The 21,099-nt window shown below is 70.4% G+C and carries 17 protein-coding genes; 9 read left to right on the top strand and 8 right to left on the bottom strand.

Annotated elements, in window-relative coordinates; all coding sequences use genetic code 11:
* From ACZ516_RS06310 to ACZ516_RS06300, 3 genes are read right to left on the bottom strand one after another with little or no spacing between them, the layout of a single operon-like run.
* Positions 1 to 807 carry an MlaE family ABC transporter permease gene (locus ACZ516_RS06310; RefSeq protein ID WP_469008799.1) on the bottom strand — a complete coding sequence of 269 codons (807 nt, stop codon included), beginning with the start codon at positions 805 to 807 and terminating at the stop codon, positions 1 to 3.
* 5 nt (positions 808 to 812) lie between these two features.
* Complete coding sequence (locus ACZ516_RS06305; RefSeq protein WP_358698325.1) at positions 813 to 1,577, bottom strand: MlaE family ABC transporter permease; 765 nt, start codon at positions 1,575 to 1,577, stop codon at positions 813 to 815.
* Positions 1,574 to 2,644, bottom strand: a complete 1,071-nt coding sequence (locus tag ACZ516_RS06300) for an ABC transporter ATP-binding protein (RefSeq protein ID WP_469008797.1) — start codon at positions 2,642 to 2,644, stop codon at positions 1,574 to 1,576. Before ACZ516_RS06300 ends, ACZ516_RS06305 begins: the two co-directional genes overlap by 4 nt.
* A gap of 562 nt (positions 2,645 to 3,206) precedes the next feature.
* On the opposite strand from ACZ516_RS06300, the gene ACZ516_RS06295 reads away from it, so the two are divergent.
* From ACZ516_RS06295 to ACZ516_RS06275, 5 genes are all read left to right on the top strand, one after another.
* Positions 3,207 to 3,839, top strand: a complete 633-nt coding sequence (locus tag ACZ516_RS06295; protein WP_361082987.1) for a hypothetical protein — start codon at positions 3,207 to 3,209, stop codon at positions 3,837 to 3,839.
* A gap of 100 nt (positions 3,840 to 3,939) precedes the next feature.
* On the top strand, positions 3,940 to 5,529 hold the full coding sequence (locus ACZ516_RS06290; RefSeq protein WP_469008796.1) for a DUF6801 domain-containing protein: 1,590 nt from the start codon (positions 3,940 to 3,942) through the stop codon (positions 5,527 to 5,529).
* A gap of 72 nt (positions 5,530 to 5,601) precedes the next feature.
* Positions 5,602 to 6,549: a hypothetical protein gene (locus ACZ516_RS06285; RefSeq protein WP_467466088.1), complete on the top strand. Its 948-nt coding sequence runs from the start codon at positions 5,602 to 5,604 to the stop codon at positions 6,547 to 6,549.
* A gap of 213 nt (positions 6,550 to 6,762) precedes the next feature.
* Positions 6,763 to 7,971 carry a PucR-like N-terminal domain-containing protein gene (locus ACZ516_RS06280; protein ID WP_361082981.1) on the top strand — a complete coding sequence of 403 codons (1,209 nt, stop codon included), beginning with the start codon at positions 6,763 to 6,765 and terminating at the stop codon, positions 7,969 to 7,971.
* A gap of 47 nt (positions 7,972 to 8,018) precedes the next feature.
* A complete protein-coding gene (locus ACZ516_RS06275) occupies positions 8,019 to 9,260 on the top strand; it encodes a glycosyltransferase (protein WP_361082979.1) in 1,242 nt (413 codons plus the stop codon).
* Positions 9,261 to 9,506: 246 nt separating this feature from the next.
* Here ACZ516_RS06275 and ACZ516_RS06270 read toward each other — a convergent pair whose 3' ends face one another.
* On the bottom strand, positions 9,507 to 9,650 hold the full coding sequence (locus ACZ516_RS06270; protein WP_358587283.1) for a hypothetical protein: 144 nt from the start codon (positions 9,648 to 9,650) through the stop codon (positions 9,507 to 9,509).
* Between the two features lie 207 nt (positions 9,651 to 9,857).
* The gene (locus ACZ516_RS06265; protein ID WP_469009603.1) at positions 9,858 to 13,040 is read right to left on the bottom strand and encodes an RHS repeat-associated core domain-containing protein; all 3,183 of its coding nucleotides are present in this window, start codon (positions 13,038 to 13,040) and stop codon (positions 9,858 to 9,860) included.
* Positions 13,041 to 13,557: 517 nt separating this feature from the next.
* Here ACZ516_RS06265 and tap point away from each other — a divergent pair.
* Positions 13,558 to 15,777 (top strand): telomere-associated protein Tap, encoded by a 2,220-nt coding sequence (gene tap, locus ACZ516_RS06260; protein ID WP_469008794.1) that lies wholly within the window; start codon positions 13,558 to 13,560, stop codon positions 15,775 to 15,777.
* Positions 15,778 to 15,783: 6 nt separating this feature from the next.
* On the top strand, positions 15,784 to 16,341 hold the full coding sequence (gene tpg, locus ACZ516_RS06255; RefSeq protein ID WP_469008793.1) for a telomere-protecting terminal protein Tpg: 558 nt from the start codon (positions 15,784 to 15,786) through the stop codon (positions 16,339 to 16,341).
* Positions 16,342 to 16,384: 43 nt separating this feature from the next.
* On the opposite strand, the gene ACZ516_RS06250 is transcribed toward tpg, so the two are convergent.
* Positions 16,385 to 17,836: a serine hydrolase domain-containing protein gene (locus ACZ516_RS06250; RefSeq protein ID WP_469008792.1), complete on the bottom strand. Its 1,452-nt coding sequence runs from the start codon at positions 17,834 to 17,836 to the stop codon at positions 16,385 to 16,387.
* A gap of 214 nt (positions 17,837 to 18,050) precedes the next feature.
* On the opposite strand from ACZ516_RS06250, the gene ACZ516_RS06245 reads away from it, so the two are divergent.
* Positions 18,051 to 18,788: a TetR/AcrR family transcriptional regulator gene (locus tag ACZ516_RS06245; RefSeq protein WP_469008790.1), complete on the top strand. Its 738-nt coding sequence runs from the start codon at positions 18,051 to 18,053 to the stop codon at positions 18,786 to 18,788.
* A 96-nt stretch (positions 18,789 to 18,884) separates the two neighbouring features.
* Here the strand turns inward: ACZ516_RS06245 and ACZ516_RS06240 are convergent, their stop codons facing one another.
* Positions 18,885 to 19,979, bottom strand: coding sequence for a hypothetical protein (locus tag ACZ516_RS06240; protein ID WP_469008789.1), 1,095 nt, complete (start codon positions 19,977 to 19,979; stop codon positions 18,885 to 18,887).
* 138 nt (positions 19,980 to 20,117) lie between these two features.
* Positions 20,118 to 20,315, bottom strand: a complete 198-nt coding sequence (locus ACZ516_RS06235; RefSeq protein WP_358585787.1) for a hypothetical protein — start codon at positions 20,313 to 20,315, stop codon at positions 20,118 to 20,120.
* A 177-nt stretch (positions 20,316 to 20,492) separates the two neighbouring features.
* Between ACZ516_RS06235 and ACZ516_RS06230 the strand changes: the two genes are divergently transcribed.
* Entirely contained in the window at positions 20,493 to 21,098 is a 606-nt protein-coding gene (locus ACZ516_RS06230) for a dihydrofolate reductase family protein (RefSeq protein ID WP_469008788.1), read from the top strand.
* Position 21,099: the final 1 nt, after the last annotated feature.

The following is a 21,099-nucleotide window of genomic DNA, read 5'->3' as shown; positions in this document are numbered from 1 at the left end:
TCAGCCCGCCACCTTCACGGTCGTGGTGGCGCCCCACAGGGCCAGCGACAGGAAGAAGTCGGTGACGCTGATCAGCACGATGGCGTTGCGCACCGACCGCCCGACGGCGACACCGACCCCGGCCGGGCCGCCGGAGGCGCGGTAGCCGTAGTAACAGTGGGCGAGGATCACCATCACGCTGAAGATCAGCACCTTCAGGACGGAGAGCAGCACGTCCGTGGGGGAGAGGAAGAGGTTGAAGTAGTGGTCGTACGTCCCCCGGGACTGGCCGTTGAAGAGGACCGTCACGTAGCGGGAGGCCAGGAAGGAGGAGAGCAGCCCGATTGCGTAGAGGGGGATGATGGCGACAACGCCGGCGATGATGCGGGTGGTGACCAGGTAGGGCAGGGAGCGGATGCCCATGCCTTCGAGGGCGTCGACCTCCTCGTTGATGCGCATGGCGCCGAGCTGCGCGGTGAAGCCGGCGCCGACGGTCGCGGAGAGGGCGAGACCCGCGACCAGAGGGGCGATCTCGCGGGTGTTGAAGTACGCGGAGACGAACCCGGTGAAGGCCGCGGTGCCGATCTGGTCGAGCGCCGCGTACCCCTGGAGTCCCACGACGGTCCCCGTGAACAGGGTCATCGCGATCATCACGCCGATGGTGCCGCCGATGACGCCGAGGCCGCCGGTGCCGAAGGCGACCTCGGCGAGGAGGCGCTGCACCTCTTTGAGGTAGCGGCGCAGGGTGCGCGGGATCCACAGCAGGGAGCGCACGTAGAACAGGAGCTGGTCACCGGAGCGGTCCAGCCAGACGAACGGGGTGGCCACGGTCCTCAACCCCCCTTCGGCGGTACGAGTTGGAGGTAGACGCCGGTCATCACCATGTTCACGAAGAAGAGGAGCAGGAAGGTGATGACCACGGACTGGTTGACGGCGTCGCCGACGCCCTTGGGGCCGCCGCGCGGGTTGAGGCCCCGGTAGGCGGCGACGACGCCCGCGATGAATCCAAAGACCAGCGCCTTGAGTTCGCTGATGTAGAGGTCGGACAGCTGGGCGAGGGCGGAGAAGCTGGAGAGGTAGGCGCCGGGGGTGCCGTCCTGGAGGTAGACGTTGAACGCGTAGCCACCGAGGATGCCGACCACGGAGACCAGGCCGTTGAGCAGGACCGCGACCCCCATCGTCGCGAGGACGCGGGGCACCACCAGGCGCTGCACGGGTGAGACGCCCATGACCTCCATGGCGTCCAGCTCCTCGCGGATGGTGCGCGAGCCGAGGTCGGCGCAGATGGCGGAGCCGGCCGCGCCCGCGATCAGCAGGGCGACGATCAGCGGGCTGGCCTGCTGTACGACGGCCAGCACGCTGGCGCCACCCGTGAAGGACTGGGCGCCGAGCTGCTGGGTGAGCGAGCCGACCTGGAGGGCGATCACGGCGCCGAACGGGATCGAGACCAGGGCGGCGGGCAGGATGGTCACGCCGGCGATGAACCAGAACTGCTCCACGAACTCGCGGAACTGGAACGGCCGCCGGAAGATCGCCCGGGCCACTTCGGCGGCGAGCGCGAAGAGCCGGCCGGTCTGCCGCAGGGCACCGGTGATCATGCGCCGCTCCCGGCGGCCGGCATGGGCAGCGTCGGGGCGGTGGAGCCATGGGTGCCGGGCGCGCCACCGGTGGGGGAGGCCTGGGTGCCGGTCGCGCCACCCGTGGGGGAGGCGGCGTACGTGCGCTCGATGGCGGTGCGGGCGGCGGGCGGCAGCCGGTCGAGCATGCCGAGGACCCGCTCCCGGCGGCGGGCGACGGCGCCGCGCGGCGGAAGACCGGGGGAGGGCTCCAACTGGGGGACGATCTCCCGGGGGCCGTCCGCGCCCCGCGCTCCGGCGGCCTCGGCCGCGAGGGTCGCGGCGTCCTTCTCCTCGGACATCCCGATCGGGCCTTCGCGGCGGCCGGACAAGAACTGCGCCACGACCGGCTCCTCGCTGGTGAGGAGGACTTCGCGCGGGCCGAAGGTGACCAGTTCGCGCCGGAAGAGCATGCCCATGTTGTCGGGGACCGTGGCGGCGATGTCGAGGTTGTGGGTGACGATCAGCATCGTCGCGTCGATCTGCGCGTTCAGGTCGATCAGCAACTGGGAGAGGTAGGCGGTGCGGACGGGGTCGAGCCCCGAGTCGGGTTCGTCGCACAGGATGATCTGCGGATCGAGCACGAGCGCGCGGGCGAGCCCGGCCCGCTTGCGCATGCCGCCGCTGATCTCACCCGGCAGCTTGCCCTCGGCGCCCAGCAGCCCCACCACGTCGATCCGCTCCATGACGATGCGGCGGATCTCCGATTCCTTCTTCCTGGTGTGCTCGCGCAGCGGAAAGGCGATGTTGTCGAAGAGGGACATGGAACCGAAAAGGGCGCCGTCCTGGAACATGAGACCGAACTTCTTCCGGGTCTCGTAGATATCCCGTTCCGGACTGTTCACCATGTCGACGCCATCGATGAGGACGCGGCCGCGCTCTGGCTTCAGCAGCCCGATGAGCGACTTGAGGAACACCGTCTTTCCGGTACCGGAAGGACCGAGCATGACACTGACCTCGCCGGCCGGCAGCGTAAGGCTCACGTCCTGCCAGATCTTCTGCGTGCCGAAGGATTTGGTGAGGCCTTCGACCACCACTTCGATTCCCATGTCACCTCCAAAGCGGCGGACGGCGGCGGAGTTCGGATGAGGGGCGCGGAGCGCGGGATGCGGGACAGGGGCCGTGTGCGGCTTCTGGGGCGGAGCACCGCACGGCCTGGAGATCAGCGCCTGATCCGGCACGCTACGGCTGAGTAACCTGAGCGGGCAAGAGAGGATCCGAATTTCGCCGAGGTTTGAGTCGAGCCACCGCGGTCTTTGTCAGCGCGGCGACAAAGACCCGGCCCGTTCTTGTCACTCGGTGAGCAGTGGCGGCCTCGGCGGGGGAGGGGGAGCAACATCAACTGCTCCCCGAGTGCGTCCGCTGATTTTGGCCACAGCGGCTTTCTTAGCAGCGGATGACTAAGCGGGGGCCCGGACTGCTCACCTGGGGAACAGGCATTTCCCCTTCTCGAAAGAATCATGGTCAACAGCATTGTTCGGCTAAGTTTCCCGCAAGTAACGTCATGGCTCGCGGTCGAGGATTTCCGAGCCGCGGACCGCCTCTTCCTCCGCTTCACCAGCACGGGCGCGGTCCCCCTCTGCCGGTCAATCCACAAGGGAGTCCCCAGTCATGAACAAACCCCTGGCAAGAATCGCCGTCGCGGCGGGCGCGGGCACCGCCGCGTTCGTCATGGCCGTCGCCCCCGCCTCGGCCGTGCCCTCCACGGTCTGGACCGTCACCCCCTCACCGTCCAACTTCGCCGCGGCCAACAGCGGGAACATCGTCCTGACCGCGAACATCCCGATGACGTGTACGACGTCCAGCGCCTCGGGCACCATGGCCAGCGCCACCGGCAACCCGGCGACCGTGGCCAACATCAACGCCATCAACTTCGGCACCAGCGGCTCGCCCTGCACCAGCGTCCTGGGGAACGTCACGACCACCGCGACCACTCCCTGGACCGTCGTCGCCCAGGACTACACCGCGTCCACCGGCGTGACCAAGGGCTACATCGGCAACGTGAAGGCCAAAGTGACCGCCGGCGCCTGCGTGTTCAACGTGCAGGGCAAGGCCACCGCCACCTACACCAACTCCACCGGCATCCTCGCGGTCGCCAGCGTCAGCGGCGACCTGGCCGTCACCTCGGCCTCCGGCTGCGGCACCGTGGTCACCACCGCCACCAAGCCCACCTTCAAGGGCAACTACGCGGTCAAGGTCGCCGGCACGACGACCATCCCGCAGATCGTCGGCTCCAACCCGTAGCCGACGCACGGCCCGCCGCCGCCCGGCCGGGGACCTCGGCCGGGCGTGCGGGCCGCCGCCGGCCATTTCGGACCGTGGGACGACCCGAGCGGAGTGACACATGACAGGCCCCCCGACCGCCGTCCGACGGACGGCCCGCGGTCGCGCCCGCGGCGCGGCGATCGCCGCGTTCGTCGTGCTGGCCGCCACCGTGCCCGCGGCGGCCGGGGCGTCCGGGACCCAGCAGATCGACGCCACCCTGCCCTACGTATGCCTGTTCCCCTCCGGCAAGCATGCCGCGACGGTACGGATCTCGGCGGCCCTGCCCGAGCGGGTGGCTGCCGGCGAGCCGATCGAACCCGCGGACGTGACCACGGCCGTCGTCCTGCCGGAGCCCGCGGTGGCGGACCTCTCGGCGCTGCACGCGGCCGGCGTACGGGCGGCGACCGGGCTCACGGTCGGTGTCACCCAGGGCGAGGCCACCGCCGAGGCGGCCTGGCGCGGCGGCACGGAACCCACACCCCTGCCCCCGACCGGGCCGCTGACGCTGACCGCGACGGGCGACGTCCCCACGGTGACCGGTCAGAGCGCCGGCGAACTGACCCTGACGGCCCGTGACTTCGCGCTGGACCTCACCTTGACCACCGCGGACGGCGGCGCCCCCGACCCTGCCTCGGTGACCGTCGACTGCACCCTCGCCGAGGACGCCCCGGACGGGGGCGCACTGGCCGGAGTGCAGGTCGGCACGGACGAGGACGACGACCCCGGCACCCCGAGCGGATCGCCGTCCGGCTCTCCCTCCGGCACACCGTCCGCCTCCGGCACACCCGGGCAGCCGGGCGAGGAGCCAACCGACCGGCCGGGCGGGCACGCCCCGAAGGTCACCGAGCCGGGCCGGCGCGGTGTCGCCGCCGACCGCCCCGCGCCGACCTGCAAGTACGACGAGAAGTACCCGGCCGGACCGATGTCGTTGAACGCCTACATCACCGGCTACTCCAACGTGAACAAGCTCGACGGCGCCGCGCTGATCCCGCCGTTCTGCACGCTCATCACCCAGGGCGAGCCGCAGTTCGTGTTCTTCCCCGACTACAGCGGCGCCACCATCACCCAGCACTCCACCGCCGACCTCTACCACCGGCAGCGCAAGCAGACCCAGCCCTTCGAGGCGACCTTCCTGACCTTCGACTTCACCCCCACGACGGCCACGATGGTGCTGGAGCAGACGGGCCCGATGACCATCGACTCGCACGGCACCACCGACTTCGTGTTCACCAGCACGGACACCTACGTCCGGGCGCCGCTCGTGCTGCGGGTGACGTCGTTGAAGGTCAACGGCACCCCGCTGGACGTGGGAGAGAAGTGCCGGACCAAGGCGTCCCTCGCCTCCCCGGAGCCGGAACCGGCGAAGTTCCCCGGCGACCACCTGGTCCTGCACGGCCGGGGCGAACAGACCACCGGCCAACCCGCGACCGGCTATCTGCTGCTGTCCGGCGGCCCGCTGACCGGCAAGGTCACCATCCCCGCCTTCACGGGCTGCGGCACCGCCGACGGCGAGGACCTCGACCGTCTGCTCACGGCCGCGGTCTCCGGTCCGGACAACTACGTCAAACAGATCCAGGGGCAGACCTGCTTCGTCTCGGCCGATGTGCTCAACCCCGACGAGTGCACCGACGACGCGCAGCCCCGCAAGATCCCCGTAGCCGAACGGTGATTCCCCCCGCCCCCCGTGTCCCTGACTGCGTGATCCCCACCCCCGCAACTCCCCGACCCGAAAGGCCACATGATGCGGATCTCCCTCGGCGCCAGAGTCGCCACCACCGCCACGGCGCTCGGCACCGCGCTCGGTGTCCTTACCTCCATGGGCACCGCCACCGCGGCCGCCGCCGTGCCGAACGGTGAGTGGGCGCCCTTCACCCGCTGCCCCGTGGACGCCCCGGCGATGCTCGCCGCCGACGGCCTGGACCGCACCCCGCAGTGCGTGGTCTCCACCTCGCCCAACGGCTCCATCAAACTGGGCAGGACCACCGTGCCCACGGGAAAGACCAACCTCCAGATGGGTGTCGTCCAGAACTCCGACGGCACCAGCACCGTGGTGGCCCCGCCCGGCGGCGCCCTCGTGGCCGACCCGGCGACCGTCCCCGGAGGGCTGCTGGGACTGATGTGCCCGAGCGACATCCCCGTGATCACCGCCATCTGCGTGCAGCTCGACAACAGCTCCCTCAACAAGATCACGGCAACGGTGGAGTCCGTCGGCGCCCCCTACGACTTCGACCAGACCGCCGGCATCGTCACCGACAAGCCGATCGTCGCCCTCCCGGTCCGCATCCACCTGGAGAACCCCTTCCTCGGCAGCAAGTGCTACATCGGCACCGCCGCCAAACCCATCGTCCTGCGTCCAAAGAACCTCCAGTTCCCCGAGTTCGGCATGTCGTTCTTCCACGGTGACGGCACCGTCGCCGAGGACGGCGAGATGAGCCGCGTCAACCTCACCGGCGCCCAGCAGAACGACAGCACCTTCGCCGTGCCCGGCGCCGACGGCTGCGGGCTCGGCCTGCTCGGGCTGGTCGACGCGGCGGTCAACGCCAAGACCGGGCTGCCCTCCGCCGCCGGAAAGAACAGCGTGACGCTCAACAACACCCAGACCCACCTCGCCGGCCTGAACGCCCCCGGCACCTTCGCCCCCGACGCCGGCAAGCGCCTCGCGAAGAACTGGCACTCCGCCGTCGACTAATGGCCGCGCGACGGCGATTCTCAGTCGTCCCGGCAACCATGTCCCGCCCCACCGCACCGATGTGTGCACGAACTGTGTACGTCCCACCGAACTTGATTTAGCTTCAACAGCCCAGACACACGTCTCCTCAAGTCCGGTCGCGTGCCCCTCCCGCGAAGGAGCGGAGCACACGACCGGTGCACCGTGGGCACCGAAGAGCAAGGGACGGCACTCATGCCTTCAACCACGCGACCACCCGAAGTCGGTGAGCCGCTGGAACCCCTCCCCAAGGAATTCGCGGCCTTCATGAGACCGGAGTTACCCGGCCTCATGAAGGAGATCGGCGCCGAGGTCACCCGCGCCTACCCCGTGTACGGCCGGCTCCTCAACGGCCCCAACGCCGAACCCATCCGCCAGGGCCTCGAACAGGCCCTGTACGCGTTCGTGGACCGCGTCGCCGACCCCGGCAAGAACGCCGTGCTCCGCGACCAGCTGCTGCGCAAGTTCGGCCGGGTGGAAGCCTACGAGGGGCGCGCGCTGGAGACCCTGCAGGGGGCCTACCGGCTCGGGGCCCGCATCGCACTGCGCCGCGCCAAGGCGCTGGGCCGCCAGTACCGGCTCTCCCCCTCCCTCATCCTCGCCTTCGCCGACGCGCTGTTCGCCTACGTCGACGAACTGGAGCAGATCTCCCGCGAGGGCTACGCCGAGGTGCAGTCCCGGGCCTTCTCCGAGGTGCCGGCGCGGCGCCGACGGCTGCTCCACCTCATCCTCGCCGCCCCTCCGCTGCCCCAAGCGCTCCCCGGGCTCTGCGAGAGCGCTGCCTGGCAGCTGCCCGCCGACGTCACCATGATCGCGCTGCGCCCCCCGGTCCCCGTACACCTGGAGGCGGGGCTGGCCGACGACATCCTCTTCGACCTGGACGTCCCGCAGCCGCACCTGCTGGTGCCCGGCCCCCTCACCCCGGAGCGCCTGGCGATGCTCGACGCGACCCTGGAAGGCGCGCACGCCGTGGTCGGGCCGACCCTGCCGCCGGCCCAGGCCGCCGACTCCATCCGCTGGGCCCGCCGCATGCTCCACCTGATCGACGAAGGCGTCGTGGCCGATGGCCCCCTGGTCCGCTGCGACGACCATCTGGTGACGCTGTGGCTGCTGTCGGACCCGGCCCTCGTGACCCACCTGGCGGCCGCAGAGCTGGCCCCGCTCGAACATGTGCCGGCCAGTCGCCGTGACCGGCTCGTGGAGACCCTGCGCGTGCACGTCTCCACGCGTGCGCCGGCGGAGCAGGTCGGCGAGATGCTGGGCGTGCACGCCCAGACCGTCCGCTACCGCCTGCGGAACCTGGACGTCCTGCTGGGGGAGCGCCTCACCGACCCCGACCACCGCTTCGCCCTTGAGGCCGCCCTGCGCGCCGTGCACCTGCTCTCCCGCAACGCCGAGAAGTAGCGGGCGGGCCATCGGCCGCGGCCCGCTCGCGCTGACATAGTGCTGTTATGCGCGTACTGATCGTCACGGCGGGGAGTTGGGGCGATGTTGCTCCGTACACCGGCTTGGGGGTGCGGCTGCGGGCCGCGGGGCACGACGTGGTGCTCGCCACCCATGAACGGTTCCGGCCGGGGGTGACGGTCCATGGGCTCGGGTTCCGGCCCCTGCCCGTGGACCCGCGCGCGGAACTGGCCTCCGCGGGCGGGCAGGGCCTGGCCAGGGCGATCAGCGCGCCCGTGGCGATCGCGCGGCTGATGCGGATGGCGAAGGCGTTCATGCCGAGGCTCGCGGCGGGCGTGCACGACGCCGTGCGGCAGGGCGCCGACGTGCTGGTGAGTTCCACTGTCACCGACCCGATGTGCGCGGCGCTGGGCGAGGGGCTGCGGCTGCCGAACCTGAGCGCCTACCTGCAGCCGATCCAGCCCACGGCGGCCTTCACGCCCCTGGTCGTCGGGGCCCGCTCGTTCGGCTCGTACGGCAACCGCCTGAGCGCCCAGGCCCTCTGGGCGGCCACCGATCGGATGTTCGCCCCGGCCGTCCATGACCTGCGGCGCGAACTCGGGCTGCCGCGCGGCGGGTTCGCCGGACCGCTGGGCCTGCCCCGCGGGCGCGGCGTCCTGCACGGCTTCAGCCCCCAGGTCGTCCCACGCCCCGGGGACTGGCCCGAGGGACATCGGGTCTGCGGGTACTGGTGGCCCGAGACCCCACCCGGCTGGCAGCCCGAGCCCCGGCTGCTGGACTTCCTCTCCGCGGGCCCGCCGCCCGTCTTCGCGGGCTTCGGCAGCTTCGTCGCCGCGGACGCCGAACGGCTGAGCACCCTGGTCGCCGAGGCGATGCGCCGGGCCAAGGTGCGCGGGGTCCTCCAGGCGGGCTGGAGCGGCCTGCACGCCGAAAGCGACGACCTGATCACCGTGGGGGAGGTCCCGCACACCTGGCTGTTCCCCCGGACTGCCGCCGTCGTCCACCACGCCGGCGCCGGCACCACCGCGGCAGGCATCCGCGCCGGTGTCCCCGCCGTGCCGGTCCCGGTGCAACTGGATCAGCACTTCTGGGCCGCACGCCTGCACGGCCTCGGTGTCTCCCCGCGCCCGCTGCGCTACCAGCACCTGACCGCACGGCGTTTGTCCGACGCGATCACCAGCGCCGTCCACGACTCCGCGCTGCGCGGCCGCGCCCGGCGCCTGGCCGCGTCCATCGCCGAGGAGGACGGCGCGCAGGAGGTTCTCGACGCGGTCGAGCGGCTCGGGTGACGATGCGCGCCGCGCTCCAGCTCACCGCGCCGGTCTCCCGCCGGGAAGCAACCGCACACAAGCACGCCCTCCCAAGCCGTGCAGGGTCAGCCGGTGTAGGTCCATGACCAGAGCGCTGAACCGGTGACCACCGGACACGCCACAACCCCCGTCAGCAGGAGGCGACTCGCCCATGACAGACGGCGGACGCCGGGAGCGAAGCCGCCCCGGCACCGAGGGACCGTCCGGGGGGATTCGTCGGCGGGCCTACTTGCCATGCCGTCGGCGGTCCCGACGGACGTACGCGGTGAGCAGGGCGATGAAGAAGATCGCGGCTGCGGCCGCGAGCCACATGTGCCAGGGCTCGCCTTTCGGCCCTGCCAGGAGAAACGATTCCGAGGTCGACGTCATGGGTGGCTCCTTGCTTGTCACTGGCCCCTGCGGCGGCGCAGGTAGTCCCGGAAGCTCGCCGACTGCATCCAGCCGCCGAGGATCACCACGGCGACGACAACGACGACCAGAATTGCTTGAGCTGGAGTGCTCACAACCGTTTTCCCCTCCGAATGCGGGGAGAGGCTTGTGCAGCACTCTCCCCGCCGCCCGATGTCAGATGATTGCCTACAGGAGACCCTTGACGAGTCCCTTGCCTACGTCGTAGGCGTCCTTCAGCTTGCTCCCCTGATCGAGTTTCTCGCCGAGGCTTTCGCTCACGTAGTCGCTGACGAGCTCGATGCCCACGTCAGTGGCGCAGCCCGAAGCGGCGGCTCCAAGAGCGCCCACTCCCGTCTCCGACACGCCCGTGTAGGCGCCGACCACGACCCCTTGCACCGCGCCTTGCGCGCACGTCTTCCCGTAGTCCCCGATCGACTTGAGGCCTTCGGGGTCGATGCGGTTGACGGGGTCGCCCTCGGCGTAGAGGTAGGGGTTCTCCTCCTGACCCGACGGGTCGGGGCTGTTGAAGCGGCCGACGTTGGGGTCGTAGTAGCGGGCCCGGAAGTGGTACAGGCCGGTGGGGTCCTGGTAGCCGGCGGTGAACCGGTAGGGCTGGGTGACCTTTTCGCTCGTCGACCGGGCGACGCCTCGGGGGCTGTACGAGTAGGTGTTGACCTTCGTACCTGCCTCGTCGGCGACGGCCACGACGGAGCCGAGCGCGTCGGTGAGGTAGAAGTAGGTCTTGCCGTCCCGGGTCATGGAGGTGAGTGTGCCCCCGGGTTCGCGGTTGAAGCCGGTGTCGACGCCGCCCGTGGAGGTGGCGGAGAGGCCGAGCGGCCCGTTGTGGAAGTAGGTGTCGCCGAGCTTGATGCGCTCGCTCTGGTCGGTGGAGCCGTACTGGCCCGCGTACGTCTTGCCGGCGACGGTCAGCGAGGTGAGCTGGCTGTGGTCCGACCACTTCTCGCCGGTCCGGGTGCCCTCCGGGGTGGAGGCGCCGGCCGTCTCGTTGCCCTCGAGGTCGTAGGACCAGTTCGTCGCCGAACCGTCCTTCTCGGTGATCTGCTGGGCGTCGTTGATGGTGTACGTCGTACCGCGCGGGCAGCCCTTGTCGGTGCCCTGGCTGGTGAGGTTGCCGGCGAGGTCGTAGCAGTACTGCCAGGACGCGTTGAGGGTGGTGCCCTTGTTCTCGGCGGCGTAGGAGAAGCGGCCGGCACCGTCATAGGTGTAGTTGGTCTTCGTGCCCGCGATGGCGTCGGTCCTGGTGCGGATCTTGTCGCCGTCGGTGGTGGCGTCCGTGCCGTAGCCGTAGGTGTAGGCCAGGTCGACCAGGGTGCTGCCCTTGGCGGACTTGGCCGTGATCTTCTTCGGGCGGCCGGAGTTGTCGATGTCGACGGTCTGCACGGTGCCGCCCGGGTAGGCGGTCTCGGTGCGCACGTCGTTGCGGTTGTACTTGTAGGAGGTGACCTTGCCCGAGGGGTCCGTCAGCTTGTCGAGCTTGTTGACCTCGTTCCAGGTGTAGTCGACCTTCCCGGCCGGGTCCTGGTAGAAGTCGACGTTGCCCGCGGGGGTGTAGGCGAGCAGGGTCTGGGAGCCGTCCTGGAGGGTGCGGACGGTTTCGCGCTGGAGCGGGTCGAAGGCGTACTTGATGGTGCCGGTGGAGTCGGTGCGCTGGGCGAGGTTGCCGTCGCCGTCGTAGAAGTAGCGGACCGTGTCGTTGGTGGTCGAGACGGTCTTGACCCGGTCGAGGTTGTCGTAGACGAAGACCTTCTTGATGCCCCGGCCATCGGTGAGGGTCTCCGTGCGCCCGAGGCTGTCGTAGGTGTAGGTGGTCTCGCCCAGCGGCTTGGGGGGTGTGACCTTGGTGAGGTTGCCCTTGGCGTCGTAGGTGAAGGACGTCTTGACCGTCTTCGTCGACGACATCTTCGTCTCGGCCGCACACCGCTGGCCCTCGAAGCCGCCGCAGGTGGGGGTGGCGGGGTTGTAGGTGTAGGAGACGCTGCCGCCGCCCGTGCCGGTCTGCGCGACCGACTTGGTGTTGCCGGCACTGTCGTAGGTGAAGGAGGTCTTCTCGCCGTCGGCGTTCGTGGAGTCCTTGGGCACATCCCCGCCGGCGATGGTCTGCCAGCTCGCGACCGCCTTGCCGCCGGTGGGGGACTGCACGCTCTCCAGGTTGTTGCGCGTGTTGAACCCGTAGTCCCGCACGTTGCCGAGGGTGGTGCCGGTGCCCATGGCGTCGGTGGTCGTGTCGATGTTGTGGTTCGCGTCGAACTTGGTGGAACGGCTGCGGATCAAGGCATCAGTGACCTCGGTGACCTGGCCGTCACCGTCGTGCTTGTACTTCGTCGGGTGCTTCTCCGGGTCGGTGACCGTGGTCGTGCCCGCCGCCGTCGGCGAGGTGGTGTCGTAGGCGTAGGTCCAGGTGGGGCCGGTGTGGCCGGTGCCGTTCAACTCGGTGGCGCGCAGCATGGAGGTGACGCGGTTGGCGTCGTCGTAGGTGAAGACGGTGACGCGGCCTTCGGCGGTGGTGATTTTGGTGAGGCGGTTGGAGGTGTCGTAGCCGAAGGTGGTGGTCTTGCCCTCGGCGTCGGTGGTCTTGTGGAGGTTGCCGTCGGCGTCGAGGTCGAAGACGGCGGTGCGGCCGGAGTTGTCCTTGGCCTGCCACTGGGAGGCGTCGGTCTTGAGCAGGTCGATCCAGCGGCCCGAGCGGGTCTCGGTCAGCTTGAAGCCCTTGTGCTCGTCGCCCTCGTCGTGCTGGGTGACGGTGATGGTGCCCTTGTTCTTGTCGGTGACCTTGGTCAGCGTGCCATGCTCGTCGTAGGTGTCCTTCGAGCCGGACTTCCAGTTGGTGAGCGTGTAGGTGCCGTCGGCGTTCTTCTTCAGCTCCTTCGAGTAACCCTTGGGGGTGGTGAAGGAGCCGTCGGTGGCCTTCTTGAACCGCAAGGTGTCACCGGAGGCGTCGTAGAGGACCACCTCGTCACTGAGGACCTGGAGGTAGCGCTCGTACTGCTGCCACCAGCGCTGGGAGACCTTGCCCCACGGCGCTTCCAGCGAGTTGTAGGTGCGGGCCAGGGTCAGCTGCTGGCCGACGCCGGCGACGGAGAAGTCGGTGGCCGCCAGCATCAGGTTGCCGGTGGAGAAGTTGATCCGGGCCGTCAGCGCGTCCGTGATGGCGAAGTCGCTGATCTTGTGCCACGGCACATCGCCCTGACCCTCGGGCACAAGAGCGGGAATCTCCTGCTGGAGGGAGCGCGCCGTACTGCCCTCGGCGCGCTTCTTCTGCTGCGCCCGCCAGGCGGCCACCCGGCGCGAGGGCGCACGTTCGGCTTTCGGCGCGACGGGCTTGTTCGAACCGACCTTCACCGCGGGCATCGAGAACGACGGAGCGTCCTTGCCCCACGCCGAACCCGGCTCATCGGCGGCCACCGCGGCCGTGGCCGGCAGCAGGGAGAGGGTCAGGGCGCCGGTGGCCAGAGCGGCGGCGGTGGCGAGGCTGGTTCTAGTCCGGGCACGCGAAACACGCGCACCGACGGTGCGTTGCGACAAGGATTTCCCCCACAGGAAGACACGTCTCGCCAACCCCAGTGGTCACGAGAGGCCCACAACCTGTCACAGGGCCTCCACAATCGGCCCCTCACTTCCCGCGAACACATGTACTACACGGGAGGGAACCGGCCGCTTCTGTCAGCGGCAGAATCCCTACAAAAGGCGCTGTTCAGCTTCGACTTCGTGCCGTTCCTGCCCTCTGCTCGTTCAGAACACGGCCGAAATTGATCGTGTCGGTCACATGGCAGAACCGGAGCGCTGGGGTGGGGTGAGCGATCCACGTTAAATCCAATGCTGGTTTCAGCGTGCGCTGGGGATAGGGTGCGGTGTGGAGGTGAGCTCTGTGCCTACTGAGGACGAGCTGTTCAGCGCCGTGGACGCGCTGCTGGAGGAGGTCGCGCAGGACGACCTTCCGTCGCCGGAAGAGCGCAAGCGTCTGCGGGAAGCCGCCGGGATAAGCCAGGAACAGATCGCGAAGGCCCTGAAGAGCCGGCGGGAGACCGTCGGGAACTGGGAATCGGGGGTCACCGAGCCCCGGCCACCGAAACGGGCCGCCTACGCCCGGCTCCTGGAAGGCCTCGCCCAGCGCTTCCCCGCCCAGGGCGACAACACACCCGCCGCAGTTGGGGCGTCGGCGGACCCTGCCCCGGCGGTCCCGGAGGCGGTCACCGACCCGGGGGCCGGACCAGAGCCGACGCCCCCGGCGCTCCCCGCCACCCCGCCGGCGCGCCCGGCGCCAAGCCGCTCCGCCAAGCCGGCGACCGCGTCGTCACGGCGCCCGGGTGCGCAGTCGGCGGTGGCGAAGAAGACCACGACGGCCGCCCCCGCCGACCCCCGCTTCGAGAACGGGCCGCTCGCCGTGATCGACTGCGAGGACGGACAGGTGTCGGCGTACTGCGTCGGCGGCCTGGTCCTGGACGTGCCCGCCAAGTCCCTCCCGGCGCTGGTCGACTGGACGCTGGCCGAGGCGAGGCTCGGGCAGGCCCGGCTGCACCGCAACGGCCGTGACGCCGACCCGATCCTCGTCCTGACCGCGTCCGCCCTGGAGCGCTACGGCCTGCCCGCCGACCTGTCGGAGCAGGAGCGGCGCCACGGACGGCTCGCGGACAGCCACAAGGTGGTCAAGCAGATCGCCAGGGCCGGCCTCCAGCTCACGCAGCGCGGACTCGGGCCGTGGGCCCGCGTCTTCCGCGAGCCCGAGGGGTCGCAGCGGCGCTGCGTCCAGCTGTGCGTCCTGCCGTGGAACGCGCTGGACACCCGGGAGTGGGGCAGGAGGGACGACCCGCGGCTGCTGCTGACGATGCACCCGGCCGACCTCGCCCGCTACCTCGGCCTGTACGCGGCGCGGGTGATGACACCGCGCGGCAGCACCGCGACGACCGGCCTGGAGCTGATGGTCGCGCTGCGCCCGCCGACCCGGGCGGAGAAGGACCCGGCCACCGGCGAGTTCAAGCGGGCCTTCAACGACGACGCCCTCACCGCCCGCTACGACGTGGTGGAGTGCGAGGTCCCCGACGAACACCCGGTGCTCCGGGGCAGGTTCGCCCGGCACCATCTGCGCACCCCGGCGGAGATGCTGATGGAGGAGCCCTACGACTGGTGCCGGCCGCTGACCGACGAGGAGTGCGCGAACCAGTTCCTGGTCGCCATCGACATCAACATGTCGTTCGCCGCCGCCGCGAACGGGCTCACCGTCGGGCTCGACGGGCCGACCCACCTGAAGGACGACCCGGCGTTCGACGCGTCGCTGCCCGGCTCGTGGCTGGTCGACCTCTCCCACGTCGACCTGTCCCGCGTCCCCGTGAACGGACGGACCATCGACGGGGACCGCCTCCCCAGCCCGTTCACGCCCAAGGGCGACCGGCCCGAGGGACCGGCCTGGTACGCCACCCCGAGCGTCGCCTACGCGGTGGAGCTGGGTTTCGACGTGGCGCCGGTCGAGGCGTACGTCCGTACGCGGACGGGCCGCTATCTGGACGCCTGGTACAAGCGGCTGCGCGACGCCTACATCGAGACCATGGCGGACATGGGCGTCACCGGCGGTCTGGGGGGCGAGGAGTTCCTGGCGGCGATGGCGCGGCGCAAGCAGGTCGATCCGACGATGGCGTTGCTGGAGACCGCGATCAAGGCGACGGCGAAGGGCGGCATCGGCAAGCTCCGGCAGCGCAGCCGGGGCCAGGTGCCGTACTACGAGGAGTACCCGGCGCTCAAGCGGGAGACGTGGCGGCCCGACATCCGGGCCGCCGTGCTGGCCAATCAGCGGGTGGGCCTGCACCGCAAGCTGATGAAGACGGCGGCCGCCGCCGACCTCTACCCGGTCGCGATCGGCACCGACGCGATCGTCTACCCCTCGCCCGGTCCGACGCCGTTGGACATCCTGCCGCTCACCCCCGAGGGCAAGCCGGCGCCGGGCACGTTCCGGCTGGGGGTCTCGCCCGGGATGGTCAAGCACCAGGGCACCCAGACCGTCCTGTGGGCGGAGCAGCAGTTCGAGGAACACGGCGGGGTGTTCAACATCGCCAATCTCGTCAAGACCGACCAGAGCGCCGGAGAAGGGGAGTAGCAGGTCATGGCCGACTCCGTCGGGGACAGTCTGGACCGCGCGCTGGAGTCGGCGTTCACCCGCCGCATCCCCCAGAGCGCCCAGGCGCAGATGAAGTACCTCGTCAAGCAGCTCAAGGGCACCCAGGCCGCCGCCCGGACGCTCGGGATCTCCCAGCGCACGGTCGAGCGGTACGTCGCGGGCAAGCTCAAGCGGCCTCGCCAGGAGCTGCGCGCCCGCCTGGAACGCGAGGTCAAGAAGCGCTGGCAGCCGCAGATCCGCGCGAAGGCAAGGAAGAAGGCGGCGACCACGGACGGCCTGGTGCTCTCCACCCGTGCCCGCTTCGGCTTCGAGGCCGCCGCGGGCACGACCGACGACGCCCGGATCCGCGACATCACCCAGGCCCTGCCGCCCCAGTGGGCCGACCGCCTCTTCACCGCCCGCGAGCAGGGCGCGAGCGAACGGCAGCTCCAGCAGATCGCCGCCGACGGCCTCGCGCAGATGTACTTCCGCGCGAACGACTCCCGGGCCCAGGGGCTCGGCGTGGAGTTCAGCGACGTGGAGCAGCTCGACATCGAGCTGTGACCCTGGCGGCACCTGGCCCGCACCGCCACGCGGCGCGCGGTCGTCAGGCGACCTTCGGGGCCGCCCGCATGCCGATGTACACGCACGCCGTGCCGTCGGCCAGGGTGGCGAAGACGACCGGCATCCAGTCGGCGCTGTAGGCGCCGCTGCCGGGCCCGGCGAAGACCATCGGGGAGACCGGGGTGAGGTCCATCTCCAGCGGCGGCGAGAAGTCCTTCATGCCGTCGACGAAGGCGTACACCAGGTGGGCCGTGCCGCCCTGTTCGGTGACGGTGATCTCGACGCCCTCGCGCTTGTACGTGCCGCACAGCGGAGCGAGGTCCACCACGGGTGGCTCGGCGGGCGGCGCGAAGGGGGTGGGCATGCGCACCCCGGCGAGCTCGCCGAGCAGCTCGTCGAAGAGGTCCGCGTAGAGCTGGCGGGCGTCGCCGCCGTTGGTGAGCAGGACGAGCGCGACGCCGGCCGAGGGCACCACGCGCAGGAAGCCGTACTGGCCGATGGAGGCGCCGTCGTGCCCGAAGCCCGGGATGCCCGACCAGTCGTACAGCGTCCATCCGAGGCCCCAGCCGTCGGCGCTGACCGTCCACTTGTCGGGGACGTCCACCTCGCGCTGCCGCATCGCGGCGACGCCGCGCGGGCTCAGTACCTGGACCCCTTCGGGGCTCTTGCCGTTCTCCAGGTGCATCCTGGCCAGCCGGGCCACGTCGCCGGCGCTGGCGAGCACCCGGCCGTAGGGGCCGGCGGAGCGCGGCATGAGGTCCCACGCCGGGGCGGGGGTGGGTTCCTCGCCCAGCTCCCCCAGGTGACCCATCGCGGTGCGGTGGGCGAGCGCCTCCTCGGGGAGCGTCATCGTGTGCGTGAGGCCGAGCGGGGCCAGGAGCCGTTCCTTGAGCGCCTCGTCCCAGGTCCGGCCCGTGAGGACCTCGACGATGCGGCCGAGCACGTTGTAGCCGAGGCTGCTGTAGGAGACGGCGGTGCCGGGCGGGCAGTCGAGGCCCACGTCCTTGGCGGCCTCCACGTAGCGGGCCAGGCAGTCGTCGCCCCGGCCCGAGTCGTAAGTGAAGTCGCAGGTGAGTCCGCTGGTGTGGGAGAGCAGTTGCCGCGTGGTGATGGTACGGGTGGCCTCCTCGTCGGCGACGACGAAGTCCGGCAGCACGTCCCGTACCGGGGCGTCGAGGTCAAGCGCGCCCGAGTCCACGAGCTGCATGATCAGGGTGGCGGTGTAGATCTTGGCTAGGGAACCGAGCTGGAACACCGAGTCGGGGGTCGCGTCCACTCCGGTGCCTCGGTGCAGGACACCGCTCGCCAGTTCCTGGACGTCCCCGTCGACAAGGACGGCCAGCGTGGCCCCCGGGACGTGGTGGGCGATGCGGAGTTGGTCGAGCCGCGCCTGCCAGTGACCCAGGTACAGCTTGCGGCCCTCGGAGTCCCGGGTCCCCCAGTCGCCCTTGGCCGACCAGGTGCCCCGCGCGTCCCAGCTCAGGTTCTTCGGCATGACTGCTCCCTCGGTATGCGAATGACGTTCTCCCGCTGCGAACACTGTACGCATAGGGGTGCGGCGTTCTCAATGGTGGGGGCTGTATGCGGGCGCTTCCGGAGTGCGCGCCGGCCCGCGCGGTGCAGGGTTACGCGCGGTGCGTACGGCGTACCCCTTTGCGTACGTCATGAGCTAGGGTGACGGGAAAACGAGAAGAAGGGCGTGGACCCGCATGCAGCAGGCCGGCCAGCAGCCGATCCCCTCCGTATGGACCCGCCCGCGCCGTCGGCGGGAACCGCTGACCCGCGAGCGCATCGTGGCGGAAGCCGTGCAGCTGCTGGACGCCGAAGGAATCGAAGCGCTCAGCATGCGCGGCCTCGGCAACCGGCTGAATGCCGGGGCCACCTCGCTCTACCGCCACGTGGCCAACCGCGACGAGCTCATCGAGCTGGTCGTCGACGAGGTCTACGGCGAACTGCGCATCCCGGCGGCCAGGGATGAGACCGAGTGGCGGGCCGCCGCCGTGGACGCCGCCCACAGCCTGCGGGCCATGGCGCTGCGCCACCCCTGGGTCGCCTCCGTGCTCGGTCAGGTCGGTCTGTCCCACCTCGGCCCCAACGCGATGCGGATGGCGGACCAGCTGCTCGCCCTCTTCGAGACCGCCGGCTTCCCCTCGCACGAGACCGACCGGGCCATGAGCACCCTCGTCTCCTACGTCATCGGCATGGCCACCTCCGAGGCCGCGTACCTGTCGATGATCGCCCGCAGCGGCAGCACCGAGCGGGAGTGGGTGGAGAGCCTGCGCCCGGCCCTCGAAGAAGCCACCCGCGATCATCCGCGCCTGGCGGAAGGCCACGCGGCCCAGCGGGACAAGGACCCCGCGAAGGTGCGCGACGAGAGCTTCGACTACGGACTCCAGTGCACCCTCGACGGGCTGACGGCCCGCCTCGCCCACGACAGGTCCGCCTGACACTCCGCGCCCCTACGGCGGACCGGCCCCTCGGGATCGCCGCTTGTCGATGTCGACCGTCTCGATGCCGTGGTCGACGCCGAAGTGGGGCGCCCGCTAGGACCTCGTCGCCCTCGCGCAGTCGTCCCCGGAGGACCGGACCCGCCCGACCGGCGCGCTGCGGTCGTACGGGTCGACCTCCGCACCGGACTCGTCCGCCCGGCGGTCCTTGCCGAAGGGCGGGACCAAGTAGCCCGTGGGAGCACCGCAGCCGCCGTTGGTCATGTCGTACTTGTACGAGACGATCGAGAACGTGCCCGGCTCGGTGCTGACCTTGGCAGGGTCGTCCCAGCTCAGGACCAGCTCGCGCCGGACGATCGTGCGTACGATCTCGTCGTCGCCACCCGCTTTCGCGCGCATCACCGGGTAGACGAAGGTGACGTCGGCGGTCACCTGGAGCGCGCCGCGCTCACCCTCCCGGTAAGTGAGTCGGCCCCGGGTCTTCACGACGTCACCGACCAGCTGGGTGCGGGAGGGCTGGAAGCGACTGAACAGGAAGAGGGGATCGCTCTTCTCGCTCGGAGTTCGGAAAGCGGTTCTCAGAAGGCGCTGCACGTCCTTTTGGTGCGGATTGATCAGTGAGATCGCCTTCTCGGGGCGCTCGCCCCGCAACACCCCGCGGTCCAGGCCCGACGCGACGAGGAAGTCCCGGCTGCGGGCGAGGGCCCGCTCGACCTCGGCCGCGCCCATCCAGCCGACCGCCTCGGCCTTCGGCACGCTGATCCCCGCCGCTCCACTCGCCCAGCGCGCCGCCGGTGAACCGCGGAACGGCTCCCGCAGCGTGGGGCGCCGGGCCGCCTCCGCCGGGGGCGCCTCGGTCGGTCGGGCGGTCTCGGCCGCCACCTGCGGGGACTCGGCGCCGGCGAACAGGTCCACTGTCCGTCCCGGCGCGAGCGCCACCACCAGCACCACCAGCGACCCCACTACCCCGGCCACGTACCAGCCAGTGCGCCGCTTGGGCCGAGCGGGCGCATGGGTGCGCCAGCCCTCCAGGTCGCGGCTGGGCTCAGCGCGCAGCCGCTTCGCCACGTCCCGGGCCCGCGACGACGGCTCCTTGGGCGCGTCGGCCACCCCCGCCACCGACTCACGCAGGAACCGCGCCCACTCCTCGTCGGACCTCGACGAGCCGTCCGGCTCCGTACCCGCGCCCATCCCCAACCCCTCTGACCATGCGTAGACCGCGACCCACTCGTCTGGGACGCGTCCGCATGATGACACGGAGCGCGGACAACGAAGCGGGCCGGGTGACCGAGCCCTTCACGCAGAGGGCTGACCTCTCCCGGGCCGTCCTTACAGGCGTGCCTCGCGCTCCACCTTGCGTCGATACATGTCACGCGTTGCCGAGGTGACGATCCCGGCGACGAAGGCGGCCGGGCTGCCATAGAGCAAAGGAGGACCCACATCGGTCATCCAGTCCCCGATGGCGAGACACGTGACAACGTCGATATAGCAGAAGAGAAACAGTGCCCCTGCCCCGAGCTTCGTCATCGGCCCCCCTCTGATCACAGCTCTCTCGCTTGCAGCATGCCCGGCCCGTTACCGCCCGACACAGTCCAGGGCGGCCCGCGGAGGACCACGCGGTCACGGCGGCCGCGTCCGCCGCGACCGATGAGTTCGTGGTTCCCGACCGGTCCACGTATGTGAAACCCAGGAAAGGACACCGTCATGTCTGAGCTTCTCGTCGACTTCATCACCTCCCTCGACGGCTACGCGTCGGGAGAGGGGTGGCCCGGCTTCTGGGGCCTCGAAGGCCCGGAGTACCTCGCATGGCTCAGTGAGCAGCCCGAGGCCACCTACCTGATGGGATCGAACACCTACCGCCTGATGTCCGGCTTCGCCGCGGGCGGGGTCCCGAACGGACAGGACGAGTTCAGGCCCGAGGAAGAGGCGTCCGTCGACGGACTCACGCGCGCGTCCAAGGTGGTGTTCTCCTCCTCGCTCAAGGAGCCACTGACCTGGGCCAACTCCACGCTCGTCCGTGACGACGCCGTCGAGGCGGTCCGCGCGATGAAGTCGAGCGGCTCGGGGCTCCTCAGCACCATCGGCAGCCTCAGCCTGTGCCGGTCCCTGCTGCGAGCCGGACTCGTCGACCGCTTCCGGGTCGTGCTGTTCCCGGTGATCACCGGGGCCACGGGCCAGGAACGCATCTACGACGGGTATCCGGACGTCGCCCTCGACATGACCGAGCACCGCACCTTCGACGGCCGTATCCAACTGGTCGAGTACAAGCCCCGCGTACTCGACCACCCGCCGCTCGGCGCCCCTGCGTGAC

Source organism: Streptomyces sp. NPDC034037 (genome assembly GCF_055575715.1).
This window is presented reverse-complemented; position numbering and strand designations above follow the sequence as displayed.

What these genes read in the sequence shown, in the direction of transcription:
- ACZ516_RS06265 (WP_469009603.1), bottom strand. Translation starts at nt 13,040, where the DNA reads ATGCCCGCGGTGAAGGTCGGTTCGAACAAGCCCGTCGCGCCGAAAGCC.
- ACZ516_RS06270 (WP_358587283.1), bottom strand. Translation starts at nt 9,650, where the DNA reads ATGACGTCGACCTCGGAATCGTTTCTCCTGGCAGGGCCGAAAGGCGAG.
- ACZ516_RS06275 (WP_361082979.1), top strand. Translation starts at nt 8,019, where the DNA reads ATGCGCGTACTGATCGTCACGGCGGGGAGTTGGGGCGATGTTGCTCCG.
- ACZ516_RS06295 (WP_361082987.1), top strand. Translation starts at nt 3,207, where the DNA reads ATGAACAAACCCCTGGCAAGAATCGCCGTCGCGGCGGGCGCGGGCACC.
- ACZ516_RS06240 (WP_469008789.1), bottom strand. Translation starts at nt 19,979, where the DNA reads ATGGGCGCGGGTACGGAGCCGGACGGCTCGTCGAGGTCCGACGAGGAG.
- tpg (WP_469008793.1), top strand. Translation starts at nt 15,784, where the DNA reads ATGGCCGACTCCGTCGGGGACAGTCTGGACCGCGCGCTGGAGTCGGCG.
- ACZ516_RS06290 (WP_469008796.1), top strand. Translation starts at nt 3,940, where the DNA reads ATGACAGGCCCCCCGACCGCCGTCCGACGGACGGCCCGCGGTCGCGCC.
- ACZ516_RS06280 (WP_361082981.1), top strand. Translation starts at nt 6,763, where the DNA reads ATGCCTTCAACCACGCGACCACCCGAAGTCGGTGAGCCGCTGGAACCC.
- ACZ516_RS06285 (WP_467466088.1), top strand. Translation starts at nt 5,602, where the DNA reads ATGCGGATCTCCCTCGGCGCCAGAGTCGCCACCACCGCCACGGCGCTC.
- ACZ516_RS06250 (WP_469008792.1), bottom strand. Translation starts at nt 17,836, where the DNA reads ATGCCGAAGAACCTGAGCTGGGACGCGCGGGGCACCTGGTCGGCCAAG.
- ACZ516_RS06245 (WP_469008790.1), top strand. Translation starts at nt 18,051, where the DNA reads ATGCAGCAGGCCGGCCAGCAGCCGATCCCCTCCGTATGGACCCGCCCG.
- ACZ516_RS06235 (WP_358585787.1), bottom strand. Translation starts at nt 20,315, where the DNA reads ATGACGAAGCTCGGGGCAGGGGCACTGTTTCTCTTCTGCTATATCGAC.
- ACZ516_RS06300 (WP_469008797.1), bottom strand. Translation starts at nt 2,644, where the DNA reads ATGGGAATCGAAGTGGTGGTCGAAGGCCTCACCAAATCCTTCGGCACG.
- ACZ516_RS06230 (WP_469008788.1), top strand. Translation starts at nt 20,493, where the DNA reads ATGTCTGAGCTTCTCGTCGACTTCATCACCTCCCTCGACGGCTACGCG.
- ACZ516_RS06305 (WP_358698325.1), bottom strand. Translation starts at nt 1,577, where the DNA reads ATGATCACCGGTGCCCTGCGGCAGACCGGCCGGCTCTTCGCGCTCGCC.